The 23,893-nt window shown below is 44.2% G+C and carries 22 protein-coding genes; 8 read left to right on the forward strand and 14 right to left on the reverse strand.

The genetic code is table 11. From position 1 onward, the window contains the following. The first annotated feature begins 11 nt into the window (after nucleotides 1-11). Nucleotides 12-3,017 (forward strand): glycosyltransferase family 117 protein, encoded by a 3,006-nt coding sequence (locus PHEP_RS14510; RefSeq protein WP_015808735.1) that lies wholly within the window; start codon nucleotides 12-14, stop codon nucleotides 3,015-3,017. 52 nt (nucleotides 3,018-3,069) lie between these two features. Here the strand turns inward: PHEP_RS14510 and PHEP_RS14515 are convergent, their stop codons facing one another. The 4 genes from PHEP_RS14515 to PHEP_RS14530 form a co-directional block, all read right to left on the reverse strand. After that, complete coding sequence (locus PHEP_RS14515) at nucleotides 3,070-3,705, reverse strand: peroxiredoxin (protein ID WP_015808736.1); 636 nt, start codon at nucleotides 3,703-3,705, stop codon at nucleotides 3,070-3,072. Nucleotides 3,706-3,779: 74 nt separating this feature from the next. Continuing rightward, nucleotides 3,780-4,724, reverse strand: coding sequence for a DUF72 domain-containing protein (locus PHEP_RS14520; protein ID WP_015808737.1), 945 nt, complete (start codon nucleotides 4,722-4,724; stop codon nucleotides 3,780-3,782). A 79-nt stretch (nucleotides 4,725-4,803) separates the two neighbouring features. Further along, nucleotides 4,804-5,895 carry a S1C family serine protease gene (locus PHEP_RS14525; RefSeq protein ID WP_015808738.1) on the reverse strand — a complete coding sequence of 364 codons (1,092 nt, stop codon included), beginning with the start codon at nucleotides 5,893-5,895 and terminating at the stop codon, nucleotides 4,804-4,806. A 6-nt stretch (nucleotides 5,896-5,901) separates the two neighbouring features. Continuing rightward, nucleotides 5,902-6,468: an RNA polymerase sigma factor gene (locus tag PHEP_RS14530; protein WP_015808739.1), complete on the reverse strand. Its 567-nt coding sequence runs from the start codon at nucleotides 6,466-6,468 to the stop codon at nucleotides 5,902-5,904. A 545-nt stretch (nucleotides 6,469-7,013) separates the two neighbouring features. Between PHEP_RS14530 and PHEP_RS14535 the strand changes: the two genes are divergently transcribed. The 3 genes from PHEP_RS14535 (at nucleotide 7,014) to PHEP_RS14545 (ending at nucleotide 9,320) form a co-directional block, all read left to right on the forward strand. Next, the gene (locus PHEP_RS14535; protein ID WP_015808740.1) at nucleotides 7,014-7,226 is read left to right on the forward strand and encodes a hypothetical protein; all 213 of its coding nucleotides are present in this window, start codon (nucleotides 7,014-7,016) and stop codon (nucleotides 7,224-7,226) included. Nucleotides 7,227-7,321: 95 nt separating this feature from the next. Continuing rightward, nucleotides 7,322-8,668, forward strand: coding sequence for an adenylosuccinate lyase (gene purB, locus PHEP_RS14540; protein WP_015808741.1), 1,347 nt, complete (start codon nucleotides 7,322-7,324; stop codon nucleotides 8,666-8,668). Nucleotides 8,669-8,768: 100 nt separating this feature from the next. Beyond that, entirely contained in the window at nucleotides 8,769-9,320 is a 552-nt protein-coding gene (locus tag PHEP_RS14545; protein ID WP_015808742.1) for a NifU family protein, read from the forward strand. A gap of 59 nt (nucleotides 9,321-9,379) precedes the next feature. Here the strand turns inward: PHEP_RS14545 and PHEP_RS14550 are convergent, their stop codons facing one another. The 4 genes from PHEP_RS14550 to PHEP_RS14565 all read right to left on the reverse strand — a co-directional run bounded on the left by PHEP_RS14550 (nucleotide 9,380) and on the right by PHEP_RS14565 (nucleotide 13,322). Next, nucleotides 9,380-10,171, reverse strand: a complete 792-nt coding sequence (locus tag PHEP_RS14550; protein ID WP_015808743.1) for an inositol monophosphatase family protein — start codon at nucleotides 10,169-10,171, stop codon at nucleotides 9,380-9,382. A gap of 12 nt (nucleotides 10,172-10,183) precedes the next feature. Beyond that, a complete protein-coding gene (locus tag PHEP_RS14555; protein WP_015808744.1) occupies nucleotides 10,184-11,338 on the reverse strand; it encodes a prolipoprotein diacylglyceryl transferase in 1,155 nt (384 codons plus the stop codon). Nucleotides 11,339-11,369: 31 nt separating this feature from the next. Continuing rightward, nucleotides 11,370-12,689 (reverse strand): tRNA (N(6)-L-threonylcarbamoyladenosine(37)-C(2))-methylthiotransferase MtaB, encoded by a 1,320-nt coding sequence (mtaB, locus tag PHEP_RS14560; protein ID WP_015808745.1) that lies wholly within the window; start codon nucleotides 12,687-12,689, stop codon nucleotides 11,370-11,372. A gap of 66 nt (nucleotides 12,690-12,755) precedes the next feature. Then, entirely contained in the window at nucleotides 12,756-13,322 is a 567-nt protein-coding gene (locus PHEP_RS14565) for a UbiX family flavin prenyltransferase (protein WP_015808746.1), read from the reverse strand. A 380-nt stretch (nucleotides 13,323-13,702) separates the two neighbouring features. Between PHEP_RS14565 and PHEP_RS14570 the strand changes: the two genes are divergently transcribed. Further along, nucleotides 13,703-14,572, forward strand: a complete 870-nt coding sequence (locus PHEP_RS14570) for an AraC family transcriptional regulator (protein WP_015808747.1) — start codon at nucleotides 13,703-13,705, stop codon at nucleotides 14,570-14,572. Between the two features lie 2 nt (nucleotides 14,573-14,574). Here PHEP_RS14570 and PHEP_RS14575 read toward each other — a convergent pair whose 3' ends face one another. The 6 genes from PHEP_RS14575 to PHEP_RS14600 all read right to left on the reverse strand — a co-directional run bounded on the left by PHEP_RS14575 (nucleotide 14,575) and on the right by PHEP_RS14600 (nucleotide 21,044). After that, nucleotides 14,575-15,681, reverse strand: coding sequence for an SGNH/GDSL hydrolase family protein (locus PHEP_RS14575; RefSeq protein ID WP_015808748.1), 1,107 nt, complete (start codon nucleotides 15,679-15,681; stop codon nucleotides 14,575-14,577). Between the two features lie 21 nt (nucleotides 15,682-15,702). Then, on the reverse strand, nucleotides 15,703-17,145 hold the full coding sequence (locus PHEP_RS14580; protein ID WP_015808749.1) for a sulfatase family protein: 1,443 nt from the start codon (nucleotides 17,143-17,145) through the stop codon (nucleotides 15,703-15,705). 2 nt (nucleotides 17,146-17,147) lie between these two features. Next, on the reverse strand, nucleotides 17,148-17,918 hold the full coding sequence (locus PHEP_RS14585) for an SDR family NAD(P)-dependent oxidoreductase (protein ID WP_015808750.1): 771 nt from the start codon (nucleotides 17,916-17,918) through the stop codon (nucleotides 17,148-17,150). A 17-nt stretch (nucleotides 17,919-17,935) separates the two neighbouring features. Beyond that, entirely contained in the window at nucleotides 17,936-19,072 is a 1,137-nt protein-coding gene (locus tag PHEP_RS14590; protein ID WP_015808751.1) for a DUF4861 family protein, read from the reverse strand. Between the two features lie 18 nt (nucleotides 19,073-19,090). Further along, nucleotides 19,091-19,933 carry a 5-dehydro-4-deoxy-D-glucuronate isomerase gene (gene kduI / locus PHEP_RS14595; protein WP_015808752.1) on the reverse strand — a complete coding sequence of 281 codons (843 nt, stop codon included), beginning with the start codon at nucleotides 19,931-19,933 and terminating at the stop codon, nucleotides 19,091-19,093. A 67-nt stretch (nucleotides 19,934-20,000) separates the two neighbouring features. Then, nucleotides 20,001-21,044: a LacI family DNA-binding transcriptional regulator gene (locus PHEP_RS14600; protein ID WP_015808753.1), complete on the reverse strand. Its 1,044-nt coding sequence runs from the start codon at nucleotides 21,042-21,044 to the stop codon at nucleotides 20,001-20,003. Nucleotides 21,045-21,192: 148 nt separating this feature from the next. Here PHEP_RS14600 and PHEP_RS14605 point away from each other — a divergent pair, with 148 nt between their 5' ends. From PHEP_RS14605 to PHEP_RS14615, 3 genes are read left to right on the forward strand one after another with little or no spacing between them, the layout of a single operon-like run. Next, nucleotides 21,193-21,927, forward strand: coding sequence for a (Fe-S)-binding protein (locus PHEP_RS14605; RefSeq protein ID WP_015808754.1), 735 nt, complete (start codon nucleotides 21,193-21,195; stop codon nucleotides 21,925-21,927). An 11-nt stretch (nucleotides 21,928-21,938) separates the two neighbouring features. Further along, a complete protein-coding gene (locus tag PHEP_RS14610; protein ID WP_015808755.1) occupies nucleotides 21,939-23,315 on the forward strand; it encodes a lactate utilization protein B in 1,377 nt (458 codons plus the stop codon). Beyond that, nucleotides 23,312-23,893: a LutC/YkgG family protein gene (locus PHEP_RS14615; RefSeq protein ID WP_015808756.1), complete on the forward strand. Its 582-nt coding sequence runs from the start codon at nucleotides 23,312-23,314 to the stop codon at nucleotides 23,891-23,893. The genes PHEP_RS14610 and PHEP_RS14615 overlap by 4 nt, the downstream gene beginning before the upstream one ends.

Below are 23,893 nucleotides of genomic sequence, written 5' to 3' on the forward strand. Positions count from 1 at the left end.
AAAATCAAATCATGATCTCCTACCAACGCCTGAATAACCTTACCGGATTTATACTGTTTGGCATAGCCGCCGTAGTTTACTGGCTTACCATGGAGCCTACACTGAGTTTCTGGGACTGCGGTGAATTTATTGCCGCTTCCAGCAAATTAGAAGTGGGCCATCAGCCCGGTGCGCCTTTGTTCCTGATGATTGGCAAACTCTTTTCTTTGCTGGCAATGGGCAATACCACTAAAATTGCTTATTGGATCAACTTCAGCTCAGTACTGTTTAGCGCCGCAACCATTATGTTCCTGTACTGGACCATTACTGCACTTGCCACCAAACTTTACCCTGAAAAGAAAAGCAATACCCAGATCCTGAGCATCATAGCGGCGGGTGCCATTGGTGCGCTGGCCTATACCTTTTCAGATACCTTTTGGTTCTCGGCCGTAGAGGCCGAAGTGTATGCCCTGTCTACCCTGTTTACGGCCATAGTATTCTGGGCCATACTAAAATGGGAAAATGAGCCCGACAACCGCTGGCTGGTGTTTATCGCCTTCATGGTGGGCCTGTCGATAGGTGTGCACCTGTTGAGTCTGCTTGCCATTCCGGCCATAGTACTGGTACACTATTTTAAAACAACGGCAAAGCCTGGCCTGAAGGGAACGTTTAAGGCATTGTTATTTGGCTGCTTGCTGGTAGGCCTGGTACAGTTTGCCATTGTACAATATCTGGTGCTGAGTGCCGCACAGGCCGATCTTTTCTTTGTCAACACCCTGGGCCTTGGTTTTGGTACCGGCGCCATGAGTTTTATACTTCTGATAGTTCTATTGATTGCCTATGGCATTTACTATTCTGTTAAACACAAAAAATATCAGCTTAACCTGGCATTGGTATGCCTTGCCTTTGTGCTTTTTGGCTTCAGTTCCTATTTCATGATCGTGATCAGGGCAAATGCCAAACCGAACATCAACCTGTCCAATCCCGACAATCCTTTTTCCCTGTATGGCTACCTTGGGCGCACCAATTACGGAGATACGCCATTGCTGTATGGCCGTACTTTTGACGCCGGGCAAACCGGCATTAAAGAAACGGGTACCGAATATAGAAAGGGAGCTGATAAATATGAAGAATCGGGTAAAACATATAAGGCCGAATACGATAAAAACCTGATCTTCCCGCGCACCTATAGCCAGAAACCCAATCACATCGCCTTTTACCGGCAATGGCTGGGGCTTGGGGAAAATGAAAGCCCGAACCTGGCGCAAAACCTGAGCTTCTTTAGCACCTACCAGGTAGGTTTCATGTACATGCGCTATTTTTTATGGAACTTTGTAGGACGGCAGAACGATATCCATAGCCAGGGTAATTTTACCGACGGCAACTGGATCACCGGGATCAAAAGTATGGATGCCCTGCGCCTGGGCAATCAGGCCAAACTCCCGCCCTCCATTACAAAAAATGAAGGCAACAATGTATATTATGGCCTGCCCCTGCTGCTGGGACTGGCAGGAATGATCTATGTATACCGTAAAAACAAACAGGCTACACTCATTATAGCCACCCTGTTCTTTTGCACCGGACTGGCCATTATCTGTTACCTGAACCAGGACCCGATGCAGGTTCGGGAACGCGATTATGCTTATGTAGGTTCATTTTATGCCTTTGCTATTTTTATTGGTTTTGGTGTGCTGGCCATTCAGGAACTGTTTCAGCGTTTTGCAGCAGCTAAACTCAGCCTGGCCATTGCTGTGCTGACGGGCCTGCTTGCCGCACCAGCAATTATGGGCATACAGGGCTGGGACGACCACAACCGTTCGGGCAAGCAAACGGCGCTCGATTTCGCCAGCAATTACCTGAACTCCTGCGCCCCCAATGCCATCCTCTTTACCAATGCGGATAACGATACCTATCCCTTATGGTATGCACAGGAGGTTGAAGGCATCAGAACTGACGTAAGGGTGGTGAACCTGCAATTTCTGGCCGACAGCGATTACATCAACCAGATGAAAAAACAAGCCTACCAATCGGCAGCACTGCCCATTGCCATGCGGCCTGATCAATACCAGAAAGGGGTACGCGATTATTTTCCTTATATCGATTACGGCTTTAAGGATAGTGTAGAGCTAAAAGACCTGCTGGCGGTACTTACATCAGACAGCAAGGAAGATAAGGTAGAAATGCAGGGTGGCTCTTTTGAAAACTTCCTGCCCACCAAAAGGTTAAAGCTCAGTATAGATGCCGCTCAGCTGGTCAGGACAAATACCGTAGCTGCCAAAGACCTGGATAAAGTAGTGTCACAGATGGAATGGGACTTCAAGAAAGATTTTGCTACCAAGGCCGACCTGGCCATCTTAGATATCCTGGCGCATAACAACTGGGAAAGGCCGGTTTACTTTGGTTCTTCGTTGTCTGATGACACCTATATCGGCCTGGACAAATACCTGCACCTGGAAGGTTATGCCTACCGGCTGCTGCCCTATAAAAAGGGGGCGGATGATCAACGCGATAAATCGCAGGTAACGAATTCTGAGGTCATGTACCACAATACCATGCAGAAAATGAACTTTAAAGGTTTCCATACAGCCAGGTACCTGGATCCTGAAACCCGAAGAGTAGCCAATGACACCTGGGTTTTTCAGAACGCACTGGCGGGCAACCTCATCAATGAGGGTAAAAAGGCCATGGCACAGCAGGTGATGACCAAAAGTGTAAGGGAACTGCCTTTAAAACTTTATTCTATCCACGACACGCTAAACAGACTGGAAACCATCAGTAACCTGAACCATTTAAACGACCGGAAAACCGCAAGCTTACTGGGCCAACAAACCTTGTCATTTTTAGATGCGGAGCTGGGTTATATCGCTTCCCTGTCGCCCGCCCTGCAGCGTGCCTCAATTGGCGACATACAGCTGGGTATGTATGTTTTAAGCGGACTGGATGAGTTAACCGCGAAAGGAATTGACCCAAAGCTGAACCAGCAGATCAAAGCGAAATTTAAAGAGCTGGAAGGTATTTTTAGCCGGAACTTAGGCTAAAAACTTAAAAAGGGGTATATCATTGATGATACACCCCTTTTTTATTGGGTTTTTACTTATTTGGCTGAGGGGTTGTCCTCAGGTAAGGTTTGATCACTTTATGCCCTTTAGGGAATTTTGCAGGAATATCCTCAGTTTTAATGCTGTTCATGACCACCACATCCTGGCCATCTTCCCAGTCGGCCGGTGTAGCCACGCTATACTTGGCGGTAAGCTGCAGGGAATCGATTACCCTGAGTACTTCATTGAAATTACGTCCTGTAGAAGCAGGGTAAGTCAGCATCAGTTTTACTTTCTTATCCGGTGATATGATGAACAAAGAACGCACGGTTAAGGTCTCGGATGCATTAGGGTGGATCATGTCATACAGATCAGCCACTTTTTTATCCTCATCAGCGATGATCGGAAAATCGACCTCGGTATTTTGGGTTTCGTTGATGTCCTTGATCCATCCTTTATGCGATTCTGCTGAATCTACGCTTAAGGCCAGTACTTTAACATTTCTTTTTTCAAATTCCGATTTCAAAGCCGAGGTACGGCCAAGCTCAGTTGTACATACCGGTGTATAATCTGCCGGGTGGGAAAACAAAACACCCCAGCTGTCCCCTAAGAATTCATAGAAATCAATTTCACCGATAGAAGTGTCTGCTTTAAAATTGGGAGCGGTGTCCCCTATTCTTAAACTCATAATTTTATATTTTTAGGTGTAAATAATGTAGGTATACAAGGTACCCAATAATGTCTACAAATTAAGTATAGTATTTAAAATAATTCTCTTTGTTTTGTAATTTCTTTAGGTTTGTCAATAAAATTGATTGCCGCTACTTTAGCGCCTAAATGCTGGTTAAATTGTTGTATGGTATAATCGGCCAGGATCGGGGTATCTTTCTCGTCATGCTGGTGCAGAAAAAAATACACCTTTTTTAGGCCTTTATCCAGCCAGGTCTTTATCCGGGCCGTCCAATCATCAATCCTCGCAAAGTCGGACGCTGCAAATTCCTGTCCGTTGCCCACAAAGCGTATAAATATTTCAGGGATGGTCAGCTCCATGTGCACACAGTCGCGACGCCCGCTTGCATCTGTAATTACCGCACCTTTTTTTAAGCCGGCCAGCATGTCAAAAAGCCTGGCACGCATTTCAGCGTCCGAGAACCACTCTTCATGTCTCAGTTCCACAAAAACTTCCAGGTCTTTGGGCAGTTGTTTCAGGTAATTTTCAAGTACCTCAAAGTTTTTGGGGCCAAAATTATCGCCCAGCTGCAGAAAGCAGGGTCCCAGGAACTTACCAAATTCAGAGATGCCCGACAGGTAAAGGTCGGTAGGTACTTCAGCATCCTTTAACCTTTTGATATGGCTGATGGTCCTGGAAAACTTGGGACAGAAAACAAAGCCATTGCCTGAATTTTCTTCTGCTTTGATCCGCCATTTGCGGATCAGTTCGGCATTGGGGATACTGTAAAAAACAGCGTTCAGTTCTATAGAATTGAAATGTTTTACATATTCATCCAAAAAATCAGCTTCTTTTGTTTTGGGTGGATAAATCATATTTACCCATTCCTTGCGGCCCCATTTGGCGCAGCCGATATAAAAATCAGGGCTTTTAACCGGCTTCAGCCCTTTCAGGGTCATGGCTGTTTGTTTACCATCGGGGGGCAATGCAAAATCGACACCAGCAATTGCGGTTGCAGCTACCTTTCCAAAATCCATATCTAAAAATCTATATAAAAAATAAAACCCCGAAACTTAGTTAAAGTTTCGGGGTCTTCAAATTTATATTTATTTAATGCTAATTATAAACTTTAATCATAAATACAAAGTCCTGCATCTTTTCAATTTGTTTGGTCAGTTTAAGGCCCTGCAACTGGTTGGTCTTACCAGATACAATCCGTTTCACAAGTGAATCCTGCGGGATGGCGTTTAATGCTTCGGCAATGTATTTGGATTTTACTGCAAAAGCCGCCCCATCGGTATTGCTTTCTTTTGCATTGATGATACCAATTACATTTCCGTTATTGTCTAGCAAGGGGCCACCGCTATTGCCCGGATTAACGGTAATGGCTACCTGGTAAGCCAGTGTATCTCCATTGAAACCCGTTTTAGAGCTCAGGTATCCCTTTCCAAATACCACATCGTCTTTAGGGTAGCCCAGCGTATAAACCTGTTCTCCCATACCTGCAATGCTCTTTTTCAACGAATAAGGCAAAGCTGAAAGATGAGAAAAATTCTTGTCGGTAATTTTCAGGATGGCGATATCGTTTACAGGGTCACTGTAAACCATTTTCACTTTATAAGAATCGCCTTTATAGTTTTGAACATATACTGAATCTGACTTTTCAATCACATGGTGACTGGTTAAGATGTAACCATTTGAAGAAAGGGCAAAGCCGGTACCGCCAAACTTACCGGGGTTTACATTCGGTTTTGCAGGTGCATTGGATTTTACATTTCTGATCAGGTTATTTGTTGAACTTCTCAGGTTATTTACTTCCTTATTCAGTTTTTCATAAGAACCTGTTTGTTGCGTGGTTTGCTGTATAGAATAAATGGTAACCACTGTTAGCAGGATAAAGGATGCGGCCACAGCAATGGCAGCTTTATTTTTACGCCACAGGTTAACAATAAAAGAAGGATGAGGACCCAGTTTTCTGCTCAGGGCATTTACATCCATCTGCTCATGTATCAGGTTCATCGTATTTTTCAGGTCAGAAACCCTTGCATAATCGTTTAATGACTCCATAAAAACCTTATGGGCAACTACCTTATGATCAACAGCAGGATCATTTAAGCGCAATTGTTCAAAAGCTTTTGCTTCATCCTCATTCAGTTTACCATTCAGGTAATCCTCAATTATACCTTCTAACTCTAACTCGTTCCTCATATCAATTTAAGATTGAAAAAATAACTTTTTTAACCTTTGCAGGCATTTATACTTCTGTGTTTTGGCATTATCGGTATTGGTATACCCAAACTTTTCACAGATCTCCTGCATGGAAAGGTTATTTATATAAAAATCCTGAATAATGGTTTTACAGGGTTCGCCAAGATGAAGAAGTGCGGACTGCATTTTTTCAAATTGCTGATCTTTTTCTTCATGCTGTTCCACATCTGTTTCTACAGCAATTACATCTTCAAAGTCTGAAAGGTCATTTGATTTCCTGCTCTGCTGTGAAAGCTTTTTCAACCAAATCCTCCGGCAAACCGAGTAGATGTATGTTTTGAGTTTACTGCTTAATTCAAAATTACCGCCTTTAATTTTATTGTACAAAACGATGATGCCTTCCTGATACACGTCTTTTGCATCATCCTCATTACCGTTGTTATTTAAAATAAACTGTAAAATCATCGGGAAATATCCCGTGTACAATTTATTTAGCGCTTCTTCCGAGTTATTTAGAATCCCTAAAACAACCTCTCTATCTGTTGGAACTGAACTGCTTAACTTATTACTCACCAATTAATACCTTTATACGTGAATGGTAACCCAATGTTAGCTAAAAAAATTATTTTTTTTGTGTATTTCACTTTAATACCTGAATAATGCCCGGGTAACCCATTGAACGCTTATCTTTTTTGTTACTAAAATACAGGCGGGGAAAGCCCTGGTTCTTCACAAAGAAAGCCATTCTTCACACCTGGTTCACCTATCCTTCACACCAAACCCACAAACAGGTACCTTTTTGTGAAGAAAGTGTGTAGGATGTGTGGACGATGTGAGGACTTGTTATCCGGAAAGGTTAAATTGAGCTTTAACTTGTGCGCAGGCAGGGCCGCGACCTCAACAAAAATAAAAAAATATACTTTAATGTATACATAAGTTATATCTTTGCGCCGTCGGATGGCTACTCACAAAATTTATCTAGCTATAAAACAGCTTGTTAACACATAAAAGTAAGGTTATTAAAAATAATTTTACTTTTTTTTGAAACAGCTGGGTTACCTTTTAAGTTTTGGGGTATTAATCTGTAAAATTAATTAATTATTTAAAATAGAATTAGAATGAAAAACGCATTTAAATTTGGCTTTTTAGCTTTAGCAATCTCTTTATCAGTAGCAGCTTGTCAATCATCTGAAAAAACTGGCGAATCTACAGATACTACTTTAACTGATACTTCTGCTGTTGTAACTACAGTTGATACTACAGTTACTGATTCAACTGTAAAAGATACTACAGTTAAAACTACAACTGAAGAAGTTAAACCAGCTCACTAAGCTAAATGAATTTATAAAAAGGCCTTGGGTATCCCAAGGCCTTTTTTTATGCCGTCAGGATTGCTACCTTTGCGCTTGTAAAAAACCTTTCATTCATGAATTTATCTCCACTACAAGCAATTTCTCCGGTAGACGGCCGTTACAGAAACACCACACAAAGCCTTTCTAAATATTTTTCAGAGTCTGCATTGATCAAATACCGTGTCTATGTAGAAATTGAATATTTTATTGCGCTATGTGAGGCTGGCTTACCCGGACTGGATCAGTTTGATAAAGGTAATTACCCGAAATTACGCCTCATCCATGAACAGTTTAATGACCAGCATGCCCAGGAGATCAAAGACACAGAAAAGATTACCAATCATGATGTAAAAGCGGTAGAATATTTCATCAAGAAACAATTTGACCTGCTGGGGCTGGCAGATTATAAAGAGTTTATCCATTTTGGCCTAACCTCGCAGGACATCAACAATACCGCTATCCCCTTTACCTTTAAACTTGCCCTTAACGAGGTCTATTATCCTGGAATTACTGAGTTGATCAGTAAAATAAAAAACCTGGCCAATGAATGGAAAAATGTGCCTTTACTGGCCCATACCCACGGACAGCCTGCCTCGCCTACTAAACTGGGCAAAGAGTTCCTGGTATTTGCCGAACGCCTGGAAATACAGCTGAACAACTTAAAGAATATACCCAACAGCGCTAAATTTGGTGGTGCTACCGGGAATTTTAATGCACACCATATTGCTTATCCGAATATAGACTGGGTCCACTTTTCGAATCGCTTTGTGAATGAGGCCCTGGGCCTGACCCGTGCACAGCATACCACGCAAATAGAACACTACGACCAGTTTGCGGCACAATGTGATGCTTTGAAACGGATCAACAACATCATTATAGATCTGGACAGGGATATATGGGCCTATATCTCTAAAAACTATTTTAAACAAAAGATCAAAGAAGGAGAAGTGGGCTCTTCGGCTATGCCGCATAAGGTGAACCCTATTGATTTTGAAAATGCAGAGGGGAATGCTGGAATAGCCAATGCCCTGTTTGAGTTTTTTGCTGCCAAACTTCCCATTTCACGTTTACAAAGAGACCTTACAGATTCGACTGTACTGAGGAATGTTGGGGTGCCCATGGCGCATACCAGCATTGCCATTGCCTCTACTTTAAGGGGATTAAACAAATTGCTGCTGAACCAGGAAGCCATTGATGCCGACCTGGAAAACAACTGGGCTGTGGTTGCCGAGGCCATACAAACTGTTTTGAGAAGGGAGGCCTATCCTAACCCTTATGAAGCTTTGAAAGACCTGACACGCACCAACCAAAAGATTACAGCACTGACTATGGCCGACTTTATAGATGGCTTAAATGTAACTGAAGCGGTTAAAACAGAACTGAAACAGATTACGCCATTTAATTATACAGGCATCTTTTAAGGGCATTAAAAGGGCTGTTTAAGATATATGACCTAAAACAGACACCTGCAAAGGGAATTGCATCAATGAATTATTTATTTTTGTATAAAAAATTAAGACAATGACGATCAACGTATATACAGAACAGACCCCAAACCCTGCTACAATGAAGTTCATGGTCAATAAATTATTGATCAATGGCAGTGAAGATTTTGCGACCAAAGAAAGTGCAGAACATTCTCCTTTTGCGAAAGAACTGTTTAAGTTCAGCTTTGTTAACGGTGTTTTTTTTGCCAGTAACTTTGTAACCGTTACTAAAACAGAGGATGCTGAATGGGCGGATATTGAACCTATCCTGAAAGAGTTTGTAAAAGGCGCGGTTGAATCAGAATATAAGATCAAGGAAGATACATCGGCCGAAGCACCAGCTTTTGAAGGATCCGACCTGGAAATTAAGATCCAGCAGATTTTACACGATTATGTACGTCCGGCAGTTGAACAGGATGGCGGGGCAATCAGCTATAAATCGTTCGACGATGGTGTGGTTACCGTAGAGTTAAGGGGTTCATGCAGCGGCTGCCCTTCTTCTACCATCACGTTAAAATCGGGTATACAAAACTTATTGCAGCGTATGGTACCGGAAGTGAAAGAAGTGGTATCTGAAGCCTTATAAGATTTACAAACACATAAAAAAAGGGGATCATTTATCATGACCCCCTTTTTTTATGTGTTTTATTTAAAGTGTTTCTGCATCAGCAAGAGCAGCTCTTCATCCAGCAAAGCATTGCTGGCCAGTATTTCTCTTTTTTCAATGAATTCATCCCCTCCTTCAAAATTCAGGATATGCCCGCCTGCCTGTTGTACAAGGTAAGCCCCGGCTGCCACATCCCAGGAGTTGAGGTTATATTCAAAAAAGGCATCAAACCTGCCACAGGCTACATAGGCAAGGTCTACCGCCGCCGCCCCTATTCTTCTTAAACCATGACAGCTGCGCATCATTTCGGCTAAAAGCTCCATGTACTGCAACTGTTTGTCGAACTGATAATAAGGGAAACCGGTAGCCAGCAGGCAATCTGCCAGTCTGGTTCTGGATGAAACAGCAATAGGTTTGTTATTTAGAAAAGCCTGTCCCCCTTTAAAGGTATAGAACATCTCTCCGCGGTTGATCTCGTATACTACCCCAATAACAGGCTTAGCCTCTTCATAAAGGGCAATGCTGATGGCATAGGTAGGGATGCCGTGGATAAAGTTGGTTGTCCCGTCGAGCGGATCAATGATCCAGTTATAGGTAGAGCCTTTTCGGTCAACCGTCTTTTCTTCGGTAATGAAGCCGGCCCCAGGCAATAGTTTGGTCAAATTCCTGACCAGTTGCTTTTCAGCATTTTTATCTACATAAGAAACCAGATCATTCAGTCCTTTGAACTCAATGGCCGTAGCATCGAAGTTCATGGATTCTTTCCTGATAAAATTACCTGTAAGTCGGGCTATAGCAATAACCTTTGCGCACAATATTTCGTAGTTCAAACCCTGCAGATATTAATAATTAGCTAATTTTTCTTTATTTCTGACCGAATAGGTGACCAGCAGCAGACCGGCAATGAACAACATACTGGAGATCATTTCTGCCTGTGTAAACCTTAAACCCGCCACTTCATATTTTGTATTTACCCTGATCAGTTCTATGAAGAAGCGCTCCAGTCCGTTTAACATCAGATAGATACCGAACATCATTCCTGGCAACTTAATACGGTGACGGATGCGCCAAAGGAACAAAAACAGGATAAAACATACGACTACCTCGTAGATTGGTGTAGGATAAACCGGTAAAGGCAGTTCATTACAGAATTTGCCTACACAGCCAGCTATGCGTTCACCTTCGTTGGCCACGTTGTTTGGATAGGTATATGCCCAGAGCCAGTCGGGCAGCCAGCCGAAAGGTTTTGGGTTTACATTTACGACACCCCAGTCGCCATCGCCGGACATGTGGCAGCCTATACGGCCTACACTGTAGGCCAGCATCATACCAGGCCCACCAATATCGAGCATATGCAATGGCTTGATACCATTTTTCCGGGCAATGTACAATACCGCAGCACCACCACAGATGAGCCCTCCATAAAAGGTTAAGCCGCTGAACGACAGCAAACTGTTGATCGGATCCTGCACAAAGGTGTTCCAATGCTCCAGGTTATCGAATATTTTAGCACCTAAAAAGCCCCATACTGCAGCCCATACAATCAGGTTGCCCATCAGTTCATACGGGTGCTGGGTTACTTCAACAGTTTTAGGTTTAGGCAGTTTTGCTTTATTTTTTTCATGGTAGTCCCACCAGGCAAACAGGCCGGCAAAGCATAAGCCGCCCAATATATTTCCCTTCATGGATAAGAGTACGGTTTGCGCATCGCTTACAAACAACCTATAATTTAAAAGTGCGTAAACCAGCTTATACCCTATCAAAAAGCCAAAAACTGCATTGGAAGCCAGTTCAATGGTACTGGCAGGCTTGCCTATAGTTATTGTTTTTTTTACCGCATGTAAAATGCCCAGTGCCTCTTTGCGTTTAAACTCTTTGGTAAAGGCCCAATAACCTGCAATAAAGGCCAGCGCCACAAAAACACCAAATGTATTGAAGGGAAGCGGAACCTGTATACCGAAAAGGTATTCTATGAAATGAGATACGGTAGGAAACATACGCGAATATAAGTTTTATGCGAATATAGGATTAATGCGCTAATACTTCTGCTGTTTCTGCAACTTCTACCTCTCCGTCGGCAGTTAGTTCTACCAGTTTAACCGTTTTGATTTCATTCACCATTACCGGATCGTATTTTGCCTTTACTTTTACATAGTTTTTGGTAAATCCATGCATAAAGCCATTTTTCTGATCGTCTTCAAAAAGCACTTCGCCCACTGTTCCGATCTGCGACTGATAGAAGGCCCTGCGTTTCTTGTCTGATAAGATGTGCAGCATTTTACTGCGCTCGGCACGGGTGCTGCCTGCTACACGGCCTTTCATTTCGGCAGCCGCTGTTTGTTCCCGTTCGGAATAGGTAAACACGTGCAGGTATGAAATGTCCAGTTCATTTAAAAACTGGTAAGTATCCAGGAAGTCTTCCTGCGTTTCGCCCGGGAATCCGACAATGACATCTACACCAATGCAGCAGTTGGGCATTACAGCCTTTATTTTAGCTACGCGCTCGGTATACAGTTCCCTTTGGTAGCGCCTGCGCATCAGGCCCAGTATTTTATTGGAACCCGACTGCAAAGGAATGTGAAAATGGGGTACAAACCTTTTAGAAGTTGCCACAAATTCGACGATCTCGTTGCTGAGCAGGTTGGGCTCTATAGAAGAGATCCTGATCCTTTCTATGCCTTCAACTTCATCAAGTGCTTTTACCAGGTCGAAAAACTTGTCTTCACGTTCGCCGTTCCTGATGCCAAAATCGCCGAGGTTTACCCCTGTTAAAACAATTTCCTTTACCCCACTTTCGGCAATCTGCCGGGCCCGGTTGATTACATTTTCGATGGTATCGCTCCTGCTCCCCCCCCTGGCCAGCGGGATGGTGCAATAAGTGCATGGATAATCGCAGCCATCCTGTACTTTTAAAAAAGTACGGGTACGGTCGCCAATAGAATAGGCTGCAATGAAATTATGGTTTACTTTTTCTATATTTTGCTGATGGACAACCGCTTTGGGCTGTTTGGTAAGATCGGAGATGAATTCTACAATACGGAATTTTTCGGCTGCACCGAGTACCATATCTACCCCCTCTATCTCTGCTATTTCAGCTGGTTTTAGCTGGGCATAACAGCCCACAATCGTAACATAGGCATGAGGGGCATATTTTAGGGCTTCTTTAACTACCTTCCGGCATTTTTTATCGGCATGTTCTGTTACAGAACAGGTATTGATCACGTATACGTCAGCGCCGTCGGTAAAATCTACAACGGCATAGCCTGCATCGGTAAATAAGCGGCCAATTGTTGATGTTTCAGAGAAATTCAACTTACAGCCCAGTGTATAAAATGCAACTTTCTTCATCCTTTTCTATTGATGCTTTTGGCCTGCAGGTCAAAAGCATTTGCAAAGGTAAGGTTTTAGCTGATATTATTCTTCATTCCAGCGGTAACTATCCTGCTCCAGTCCGGCCAGATCGATCACGCGGCTTACTACAGTTTGCGCCAGCTCTTCAATGGTTTTGGGGATACTGTAAAAGGAAGGACTTGCAGGACAGATGATTCCACCGGCTTCAGTAAGGGTTTTCATGTTATTGATGTGGATGAGGCTAAAGGGGGTATCGCGCACTACGGCGATCAGTTTCCGGCGTTCTTTTAAGATCACATCAGCCGCCCTGGAGATCAGGTCATTTGAAATTCCCTGTGCGATGCGCCCTAAGGTTCCCATTGAACAGGGAATAATAATCATGGTGTCATATTTTGCAGAACCAGAAGCAAAGGGCGCATTGAAATCCATTTTTGGATAAAAAGTAAAGGGATAATGGTTATAATCCTGGTTGCCCAGCTCAAAACGCCATACCTCTTTTGCATTGTCTGACATGACTACCCCCACTTTTTCGATCTGATCAGCTAACCTTAACAAGCTATCCAGCAACAGTTTGGCATAAACAGATCCGCTGGCACCGGTAATTGCAACAATTAATTTCCTCTTATTCATAAGGGTATAAAGATACGGGAAGCCTGCCCAACAAAAAAGGGCCGAATATAAATATTCGACCCTACATCTACCTATGAAAAACATACCCTCGAAAGGGTAAGCTCAAATGTAACTATCTTTTTTAATAAATGAAAGTTTAAACATACTTTTTTCAACTCTTTTTCTTCCATACAAATTTGGTATCCTGCTGAAAAAAGAAGGGGTCAGGAGCATTTGCCTGAATTAACAAAGTTATTGGCGCAATACATGAGCCCAGGCTGAGCACAGTTTTTTAAAAAATACATTCAGCGTATTTGGCATAATTGATTGCAATTTTGTCGCTTACTAGGTATTTATAAAACATTTTTCTATTTTTAAAACCGTAGCTAACCAAATATGTAATGAAACCTCAACTGCTCAAAGTTTCCAATACGCTGGTCAACTCATTTAGTGCCAGAAGAGATAAAGTACCTTATATCAACAACCGCTGGCATTACCATGCTGAAGTGGAGCTGATCTATTTCAAAAAAGGCAATGGCACCCAGTTTATCGGCGATAGCATCAAGCGTTTCAATTCGGGGGATATTGTATTGGTAGGTGCCCATTTACCGCATTACTGGAAATTTGACGACATTTATTTTGATGAAGGTGAGCAGAACAATGCCGATGTGGTGGTGGTCCATTTTTGTGAAAATTTCTGGGGCAACCATTTTCTTTCGCTGCCCGAAAATAAAGGCATCAGGCTGACCCTGGAAAAAGCCCAGCGCGGGATACAGATCAGGGATAACAGCAAGCGGCAGATTGGGGGCCTGATGGAAGACATATTGCAGGCAACGGGCCCATCAAGGATTATTTTATTGATGGAAGCCTTACTGGCCATAGAGGGCAGTACGCAGGACAAACCTTTATCTTCTATGGGTTTCCGCAACAATTTCGAAGAAACGGAAAATGACAGGATCAATGCCATCTACAACCATTCGCTGATGAACTTTAAGCGGAAGATCCCGATGGAAGAGATGGCTGCAGTGGCGAACATCAGTCCGAATTCCTTTTGCAGGTATTTTAAATCCAGGACACGGAAAACCTATACCCAGTTTATCAGCGAGATCAGGGTTGGTCATGCCTGCAAACTGCTGATTGAAGACAGCATGAACGTAAAACAGATCTGTTATGAAAGCGGCTTTCATAATTTTGCCAGCTTTCATAAACATTTTAAGATCATTACCGGGCAAAGCCCGCTCAACTACCAGAAGTCATACCTCAGCAAATAAAGCTATTTTATTTTCCGGATTACCTTTTCATAGGCATCGGCATAACGCATCATGCCGATATCATTCGGATGGGTACCATCCACCATTGTGTCGATGTCCTGGTTAATTTCTGCTTTAGACAGGTAATAAATGTTTTTTATACCTTTTGCTTTTAAAGCTGCAAAAGTGGCTTTTAACACGGCATTTACCCGTTCATAAGCCTTTGTCCGCTCCTGGTTGATGCCACCGTCGGTATAGCCGTCATGTTCTGTCAGCAAAATGGGAACACCAGGTTTTTTCGATTGCAGGTGTGCCACTGCATCTTCAATTTTTTGTTTGATGATCTCGTTGGTAAAGGCCTCACCTGTCAGATTGGGCAGGCAGTCCAGCACATACAGGCGGGCATCAATTTCAGGCAGCAGTTCTACAATCTCTTTTTCCATGCGCCCGTTGCCGGAAAAAGCAAGGTTGATGACGGGTGCATCCAGTTTACGGCTCAGGATGTTTGTCCAGCCCATGCCGGGGCGGCTGGCGCATGCCCCCTGTGCAATAGAGGTTCCATAAACCACAATGGGTTTTTGCGCAACCGGTGCTAAAGGCGTAAAAGCGCTTTGCTTAGGCACGCTTATTTCCATCCATTTTACAGCATTGTATAAAGGAAGAAAAAGGGTATAAGTTCTTTCTTTAAGGTCAGCACTTTCCAGGCCCGTAAAGCGGTAAACCAAGGTATCGCCAAAGCTATATTTGCCTGCCGACCAAAGCCACTGGCCATCTGGGCCTTTGGCATACAGGTCCAGCCCGCTTACCCCTGTTGCCGGCATGTGCGACATTTGTACAGGCCCTGTAACCTGATACCTGACTACAATTTCTGCTGCATTCGATTTAAACCGGAGGTTAAGTCCTGTACTGTTTTTAGAAAGGTTCCAAACCACTTTTCTGGCTGTTTGCTCTGCTTTTGCGGGCAAACGGTCGTAATAGTCCTTTAGTCCGCTATGCCAACCTTGTCCGCCCACAACACTGGTCTTTTCATTGACGGGGTTCCATGTTTTATATTCTATTACCTTCTGGGCAATACAGAAATGCCCTGTTGCCGACAGCAGCAGCATTAAAAAAATGAGTTTCTTATACATATAGTAAATATAGTAAAATAGTTAATTGACAATGGCAGGCTGACGCAGATTTTTACCTTTTCTGCCGGTAAGGTCATCTCCCATGTCCGCTCTTGCCTCTTCCACAAAAACAAGCATTTTTTGTACAAGTTCGGGATACTGTTGCTGAACATCATAAGCCTCGCCGGGATCATGGGCCAGGTCGTATAAAGCCATTTTTACTTCCGCCCGCGTTGCGGCTCCCGGAAAACCATCTTTGCCATGGATGTCGCTGGTATAGGATACAGAAGTATGTGGCAACACCAGTTTCCAGTTTTTATACCTTACGGCCTTGAGGCTGTTTTCATTATAGTAATAATAAAAAACCTGGCGGGGGGCTTTATCAGATCTGCCCAGCAGCAAATCTGCAAAACTTATCCCGTCTATCTTCTTTTCGGGTGGGGCGGCATGGCTAAGCTGCAGCAAAGTTGGCAGGATATCCATATTGGTAATCAGGTTGCTGTTTACACTTCCGGCTTCCACTTTGCCCGGCCATCTGATGATGCAGGGAACACGGGTCCCTCCATCCCATATGGTCATTTTTCCTCCGCGAAACCCACCTGAAGAGCCTGCATGGTTACCGAACCTTAACCAGGGGCCATTGTCGCTCATAATTATAAGAATGGTATTTGAAGCAATTTTATTCCGGTCCAGCGATTTCATGATCTCCCCTACAGACCAGTCCAGTTCCATAATAACGTCGCCAAACAGTCCCAGCTCACTTTTACCCCTGAATGCTGCCGAGGCAGCCAGCGGCACATGGGGCATGGGATGGGCCAGGTAAAGAAAAAAAGGTGCGCTTTTATTATTTTCAATAAAGCGTACCGCTTTACGGGTAAATGTTCCGGTAAGCATGGCCTGATCATCAGGTGTACGCACATAGTCAGCAGGCTTGTCGCCATCCAGCAAGGGCAGTTCGGGATAGCTTTTTTTCCCGGCAACAGCCGCCTGGGGCTTTCCTTCATAATCCACCGGCCACATATCGTTCGAATAGGGAAGCCCGTAGAAGCTGTCGAAACCATAATGAAGCGGAAGGTTGGGGGCCTTGCTGCCCAAATGCCATTTACCCAGCATGGCAGTTTTATACCCTGCCTTTTTGAGCAGGGAGGCGATGGTTTCTTCTGCAGTGTCCAAAGCTATTTTTGAATCGGGGGACAATGCCCCCCGCAATCCGATCCGGTTTGGATAACAGCCGGTCAATAATGCTGCCCTGGACGGGCTGCAAATTGCCTGAGCAGCATTAAAGTGTGTAAACCGCATGCCTTCCTTAGCCGCTTTATTAAAATTAGGCGTTGGTATTCCAGTCATCCCATAGGGTTCGGTATCCCCGTACCCCATATCGTCCATGTTGATAATGATCACATTCGGACGTTGCGTTTTGGTGGTCTGGGCCCTGCCAGCAGCAAAAAAACAGCAAAATGATAGTATAAAAAGCCCGGTTTTCATAATTATCTGCCCATCCAGCCACCATCGACTGTCATCACTGTACCGTGCATGTAATCTGATGCTGCCGATGCCAGGAATACCACAGGCCCTTTGAAATCTTCGGCTTCACCCCAGCGGCCTGCAGGGATGCGTTCCATGATAGAGCGGCTCCGGTTTTCATCGGCCCTTAATGCCGTAGTATTGTCGGTAGAGATATAGCCGGGTGCAATGGCATTTACATTTACGCCTTTTGCGGCCCATTCATTGGCAAAAGCCTTGGTTAACTGACCAATGGCACCTTTACTGGCAGCATAACCCGGTACGGTAATGCCCCCCTGGAAGGTAAGCAAAGAGGCTGTAAAGATCACTTTACCGCTTCCCCTGGCTATCATGTCCCTTCCAATTTCCCTGGTCAGGATAAAAGGGGCCGTCTGGTTTACTGCGATCACTTCATCCCAGAACTCGTCGGGATGCTCGGCAATAGGTTTTCTCAGAATGGTGCCCGCATTGTTCACCAGGATATCGATTACCGGATGATCTGCCTTTACCTGTGCACAAAATGAATTGATCGCTTCGCGCTCGTTAAAGTTACACTGATAAGCATAAAATTTTCTTCCCAATGCAGTTACAGCTCCGGCAACTTCGCTGCCTTCAAGTTCCAGATTGGCCGACACCCCAATGATGTCTGCCCCGGCTTCAGCCAATGCTTCGGCCATTGCCTTGCCAATACCGCGTTTACAACCGGTAACCAAAGCTATTTTTCCTTTTAAATTAAATAAATCAAGTACTGCCATTTTTATTGCTTTATAAATTATTGCACACTTACCTTTAAAGGCTGCTGCAATTGCTGTTTAAAATTATTCAGATAATTAAACCAGGCCTGGGCCGTGGTTATTTCATTTCCCTTGCTCCATGCAGAGCCATTATAATATACTACAGGCTCGCCATTTTTGGCAGTAGCATGGCTAAGTAAATGGGTCTTATCGGTATCCATTGTTACAGGCTGACCTGTAACAATGGTGGCTACGCCAGTGGTACCATCAACACCGTGCTGAGGTTCCCAGTATCCTAAAATACCTTGCTGCTCATCCATTAAAATGGTTCCGGGTTCTTTTCTTTTCACGATACCTACGACTACCGGCAGCATATCACCGTTATAAGTATACACTGCCTCCACCCTGTTCAGGTGCGAACCGGCATCCAGACTGATGGTTTTAAGCACTTTCACAGATTTTCCGGCTACATCCCAGGCATCATAACCGAGCTGGAACGTGGTGCGCAGCGGTCCATTGTCGAGCACCTTCCAGTTGTGGTAATTTAAAGGAAAATAAACAGAATCTTTTACATAAGGAGCAATATCACCAGCACCCAGGGTCAGGCCTACACTGTAATAATCCATTCCATCACCGTGGTCCGTATGGTAATCACCTGTCTTGTACCAGTCGTTGATCACCAGTTTACTTGTCCTTTTTACCCATACATCGGTTCCAAAAGCATTGTCTTTTCTTCCTTCCAGGGCTTTGCCATACATGCGGAAAGCTACTTTATCGTTTTCCCAGGCAAAATCGTCAAAACGTTCAGGCACATAGCGGCCATAAGCTTTTTTTGCAACCGGCGCTGGTTTTCCAGCAACGATCAAAAGTTTGGCAGTGCCATTTGCTTTCAGGCTAAGCTGCACCAACAGGTTTTGTATCGATGCCTGTCCGCGGTGTTCCAGCTGAAAAGGAACTTCTTTTTTGGTAAGCGCATTGAGCACCTTAAAATTCGCCGTATCAATACGCGGATATTTAGCCGTTATCTGAGCCCAGCTAAGGCTTACAACTGCATTTATCCGCTCTATTTTTGCAGGATTACTTACTGTTAGGATTGCTTTGGCACCGGTTTGCTGTGCCATCAGAGCTGAAGACAGTGCAGGGAACAACAGTAAAAAACCAATTATTCTTTTCATCTTATTCTTGTTTAATCCTTATTTTAAATCATTAATTGCACAATGGTCCATATCCCCATAGTCCAGGTTTTCGCCGGCCATACCCCAGATAAAGGTATAATTGCTGGTTCCTGCACCAGAATGGATAGACCAGTTTGGCGAAATTACGGCCTGCTCGTTCTGCATCCAGATGTGCCTGGTTTCCTGAGGTTCGCCCATAAAATGACACACACTCTGTCCTTTTGGCACTTCAAAATAGAAATAGACTTCCATCCTTCTGTCGTGCGTATGTGCCGGCATGGTATTCCATACACTTCCGCTTTTCAATTCGGTCATTCCCATTTGCAGCTGGCAGGTTGGCAATACACTGTTTACCAGCAATTTATTGATCACCCTGTGATTTGCAGTTTCCGGCGTACCGAGTTCAACAATTTCAGCATCCGCTTTTGAAACCTTTTTGTTTGGATAAGTATGGTGCGCAGGGGCAGAATTGATGTAGAATTTTGCCGGGTTACTTTTATCATCTGAGGCAAAAGTTACTTCTTTAGTACCTTTGCCCAGGTATAGGGCTTCTTTAAATTCCAGTTCGTAAGTGATGCCATCGGCAACAATTTTACCTTTTGCACCGACGTTAATGATGCCCAGTTCCCTTCTTTCCAGGAAATAAGCAGCTTTAAGATTTTCAGGATTAGACAACGCTACGGCTTCATTTACAGGCATTACCCCGCCTGTGATGTAACGGTCAAAATGAGACAGTGTCAAATTAACAGCATCAGCTTCAAACAAGCTTTCCATTAAAAAATTCTTACGCAGAGCGGCGGTATCAAATTGCTTTGCTTCACCGGGACTAACTGCATAGCGGCTTTCAAAAGATGTTTTCATGTATATATATTATTTGTTCTTATTTATTTCTGCAATTCAAAGAATCGCTTTTGTGTTTAATTAAAATCTAAATTGTACTGGTCGACATTCTGCTGATCAGTTTTACAGGGATAATGATGGGTTCGGTCTTATATACAGCCCCTTCCTGTTCGGCAGCCAGCAAGTCGACCAGTGTTTCCACAATCCGCCTGCCTACCAGGTTCGGAAACTGCTCAACAGAAGTAACCGCGGGGCTAATGATTGCGGTTCGGGGATCGTTAGAGTACCCGGCAATTTTTAAGCTTTCCGGTACGGCTATGCCCCTGGCTTTGGCAAATTCAATGGCCGCAATGGCCGTAGTATCGTTATCGGCAAACAAGGCATCGGGCACTGCAGTAGTTTCAAACAATTTATGCATGGCCTTAAAGGCATTTTCATGGCTCAGTTCCTGATGAAATACCCAGTCCTGGTTTACCGATAAACCATGCGCTTCCATCGCTTTTAAAAAACCTGCGGCCCGGTCCTGGTACAGGTTAGAGGTTAAGGGCCCAGAAACATGGGCAATTCTTTTGCAGCCTGCTGCAATCAGGTGACTGGTAGCGGCATAGGCCCCCTGGAAATCATCTCCCTTAATCAATGTGGCCCTATAGGCCTTTACCGGCACCCTATCGTAAAAAATGACCGGGGTACCATGTTCCACGAATTTATCAAAGTGCGCAAAATCTATGGTCTGCAAAGTACAGGCGGCAATCAATGCGTCCACCCTTGAAGCGTAAAGTGTTTCGGCCAGTTCCCGTTCCATACTTACTGAGTCGTTAGACTGGCAAATGATGAGGTTATAACCATGTTTGTGCAGGTCGTTCTGAATGGTCGTGATCACTTCGGCATGAAAAAACATGGAAACCCTCGGAATAATCAGTCCTACTGTGCGTGTCTTATTACTCCTTAATCCTGAAGCCATGTGATTTCTTCTATAGCCCAGTTTAGTAGCCATTTCTACCACATCGTTCCTGGTCTTTTCTTTCACATAGGGATGGTTGTTTAAAGCCCTTGAAATGGTTGCAGGTGAAAGCTTTAAAGCTTCAGCAATATCCAGTATGGTATTTTGATAAGTCTTTTTTCCAGTTGCCATAAACCTGTAATAATTGGCAAGCTAGCATTTTTTTTAATTATCTGAAAACGTTTTCATAATTTATCGGTATTGTTACCGGGGGTATGACAGCACAGGATGGTCTGATGAGTTAAAAACGCTATCTTTAACCCCATAACCCTATATATACATGAACGTAGGCCTTTTCATACCTTGTTATATCGATCAGTTTTATCCAAATGCCGCTATTGCCACATTAAATCTATTAAGCAAACTTGGCATAACAGTAAAATATCCTGTCAACCAGACCTGTTGCGGACAACCCATGGCCAATTCGGGATTTGAGCATTTAACCCAGGGCTGCAATGAGTTGTTTATAGATAATTTTGCTGAATTTGACTATATCGTTTCTCCGTCGGGAAGCTGTGTGCTGCATATAAAAGACCATTTACACTCGCCAACAGCGGAGGAAAAGGCGTCAGGGATCAGGAAAAAAGTTTATGAGCTTACAGAGTTTTTAACGGATGTACTTAAGGTAGATAAACTGAGTGCAAGGTTTCCGCATAAGGTGGGCGTACACCAAAGCTGCCACGGCCAAAGGGGATTGATGCTGGCACAAATGACAGAGCTGGTTGCTGCCCCATTTTCGAAACCTTTGCAGCTGTTAAAAATGGTAGAGGGACTGGAGCTGGTGGAGCTGAGCAGGCCGGATGAATGCTGTGGTTTTGGGGGTACGTTTTGTGTGGCCGAGGAGGCCGTATCTGTAAAAATGGGCAAAGACCGGGTGGCAGATCATGTAAACCATGGTGCGGAATACATTACGGCAGCAGATATGTCGTGCTTAATGCATATGGAGGGGATCCTGCGCCGACAAAACAGCAAGGTAAAGGTACTGCACATTGCAGAAATATTAAATGCAGAATAGTAAGAAAACAGATGAGTTCAGCAACAAAAGACCATGCCGGATTATCGGACATTTTTAATAAAGACGAAGCAAGGGTAGACTGGCACGATGAAACCTTATGGTTTGTGCGCGCCAAACGTGATAAAGCCGCCCATAACCTTCCGGAATGGGAATCCCTGAGAGAGACAGCCTCACTGATCAAGAACAATGTACTTTCCAACCTGTACAATTACCTGGTTGAATTTGAAACTCAGGCCCAAAAAAACGGGATAACCGTACACTGGGCAGCCAATGCCGAAGAACACAACCGGATTGTGCATGGCATATTGAAAGCGCATAGTGTAAACAGGCTGATCAAGAGCAAATCTATGCTTACCGAGGAGTGCCATTTAAATGAGTACCTTAAAAACAACGGGATCGATGTGATTGATACCGATCTGGGAGAGCGGATTGTACAGCTTGCACAGGAACCGCCGAGCCATATTGTATTGCCCTGCATCCATAAGAAGAAAGAAGAAATAGGCGAACTGTTCCATGAACACCTGGGCACTCCAAAGGGGATGGCCGATCCTTTGTTTTTAACGGCAGCGGCCAGGGAACACCTTAGGGAGACCTTTTTAACACGCAAAGCAGCTATTACAGGCGTAAATTTTGCCGTTGCAGAAACCGGGGAATTTGTGGTTTGCACCAATGAGGGCAATGCCGACATGGGCGCACATCTGGCTGATGTACATATTGCCTGCATGGGGATTGAAAAGATCATCCCAAAACGGACAAACCTGGGGGTGTTTTTAAGGTTGCTGACCAGGAGTGCTACTGGCCAGCCTATCACCACTTATTCCAGTCATTTTAAAAAACCGAGACCTGGACAGGAAATGCACATTGTGCTGGTAGACAATGGCCGGACCACACAACTGAGCCGCCCAGATTTCAGAAACTCGCTGAAGTGTATCCGCTGTGCGGCCTGTATGAACACCTGCCCGGTTTACCGCAGAAGCGGGGGCCATAGCTATCATACTGCAGTAGCCGGCCCTATTGGCTCTATACTTGCCCCTAACCTGGACATGCGTGAATATGCAGACCTGCCATTTGCCTCTACCCTATGCGGTTCCTGCAGCAATGTTTGTCCGGTTAAGATCAATATCCACGAACAGCTGTACAAATGGCGGCAGGTTATTGTTAAAGAGGGTTATGCAGACCCCAAAAAGAAACTGGCGATGAAAGCCATGGAATTTACCTTATCCAGCCCTTTTGTTTACAAAAACGCAGGTAAAGCAGGCCGATGGTTTATGAAACATGCCCCATTTACGGTAAATAACAAGCTAAACCTTTGGTACCAGCAGCGTGAAATGCCGGAAGTACCTCAGCAATCGTTTGGAGAATGGTATAAAAAGAACAAAAAAGCATGAGTAGCAGAGCACAGATATTAGCCAGCGTATTACAAAACCAGCCTGAACTGCAGGCCTTACCGGAAGATTTACAGACCAGCTTTCCTGCAGCAGATCCTGTGGAAGCTTTTAAAAATGTACTGACAACCATTGGAGGTGCATTTATTGAAGTTTCAGATTATCTGGCTATACAAAACTATATATCAGAACATTTTGCCGGACAGCGTGTGGTTTCTACTTTACCGGAACTGGCAGCAATAAGCGAAAAGGGCTGGGAAAACCAGGACCCGCACAGCTACGCAAATGTAGACCTGGCCATCATTACCGCCCATTTCGGGGTAGCAGAAAATGCGGCCTTATGGATTACAGAAGACCTGATGCAGCAAAGGGCTGTACCTTTTATTTGTCAGCAACTGGCTGTTGTGATCAGCAAAAAGTACATTGTACAAACCATGCATGATGCCTATTTAAAAATAGGTACCGCGGATTATGGTTTCGGGAGTTTCATAGCCGGCCCTTCTAAAACGGCAGATATAGAGCAATCGCTGGTGCTTGGCGCACATGGGCCAAAAAGCATGACGGTGTTTGCGCTGGATTAA

The organism is Pedobacter heparinus DSM 2366 (genome assembly GCF_000023825.1).
GTDB lineage: Bacteria > Bacteroidota > Bacteroidia > Sphingobacteriales > Sphingobacteriaceae > Pedobacter > Pedobacter heparinus.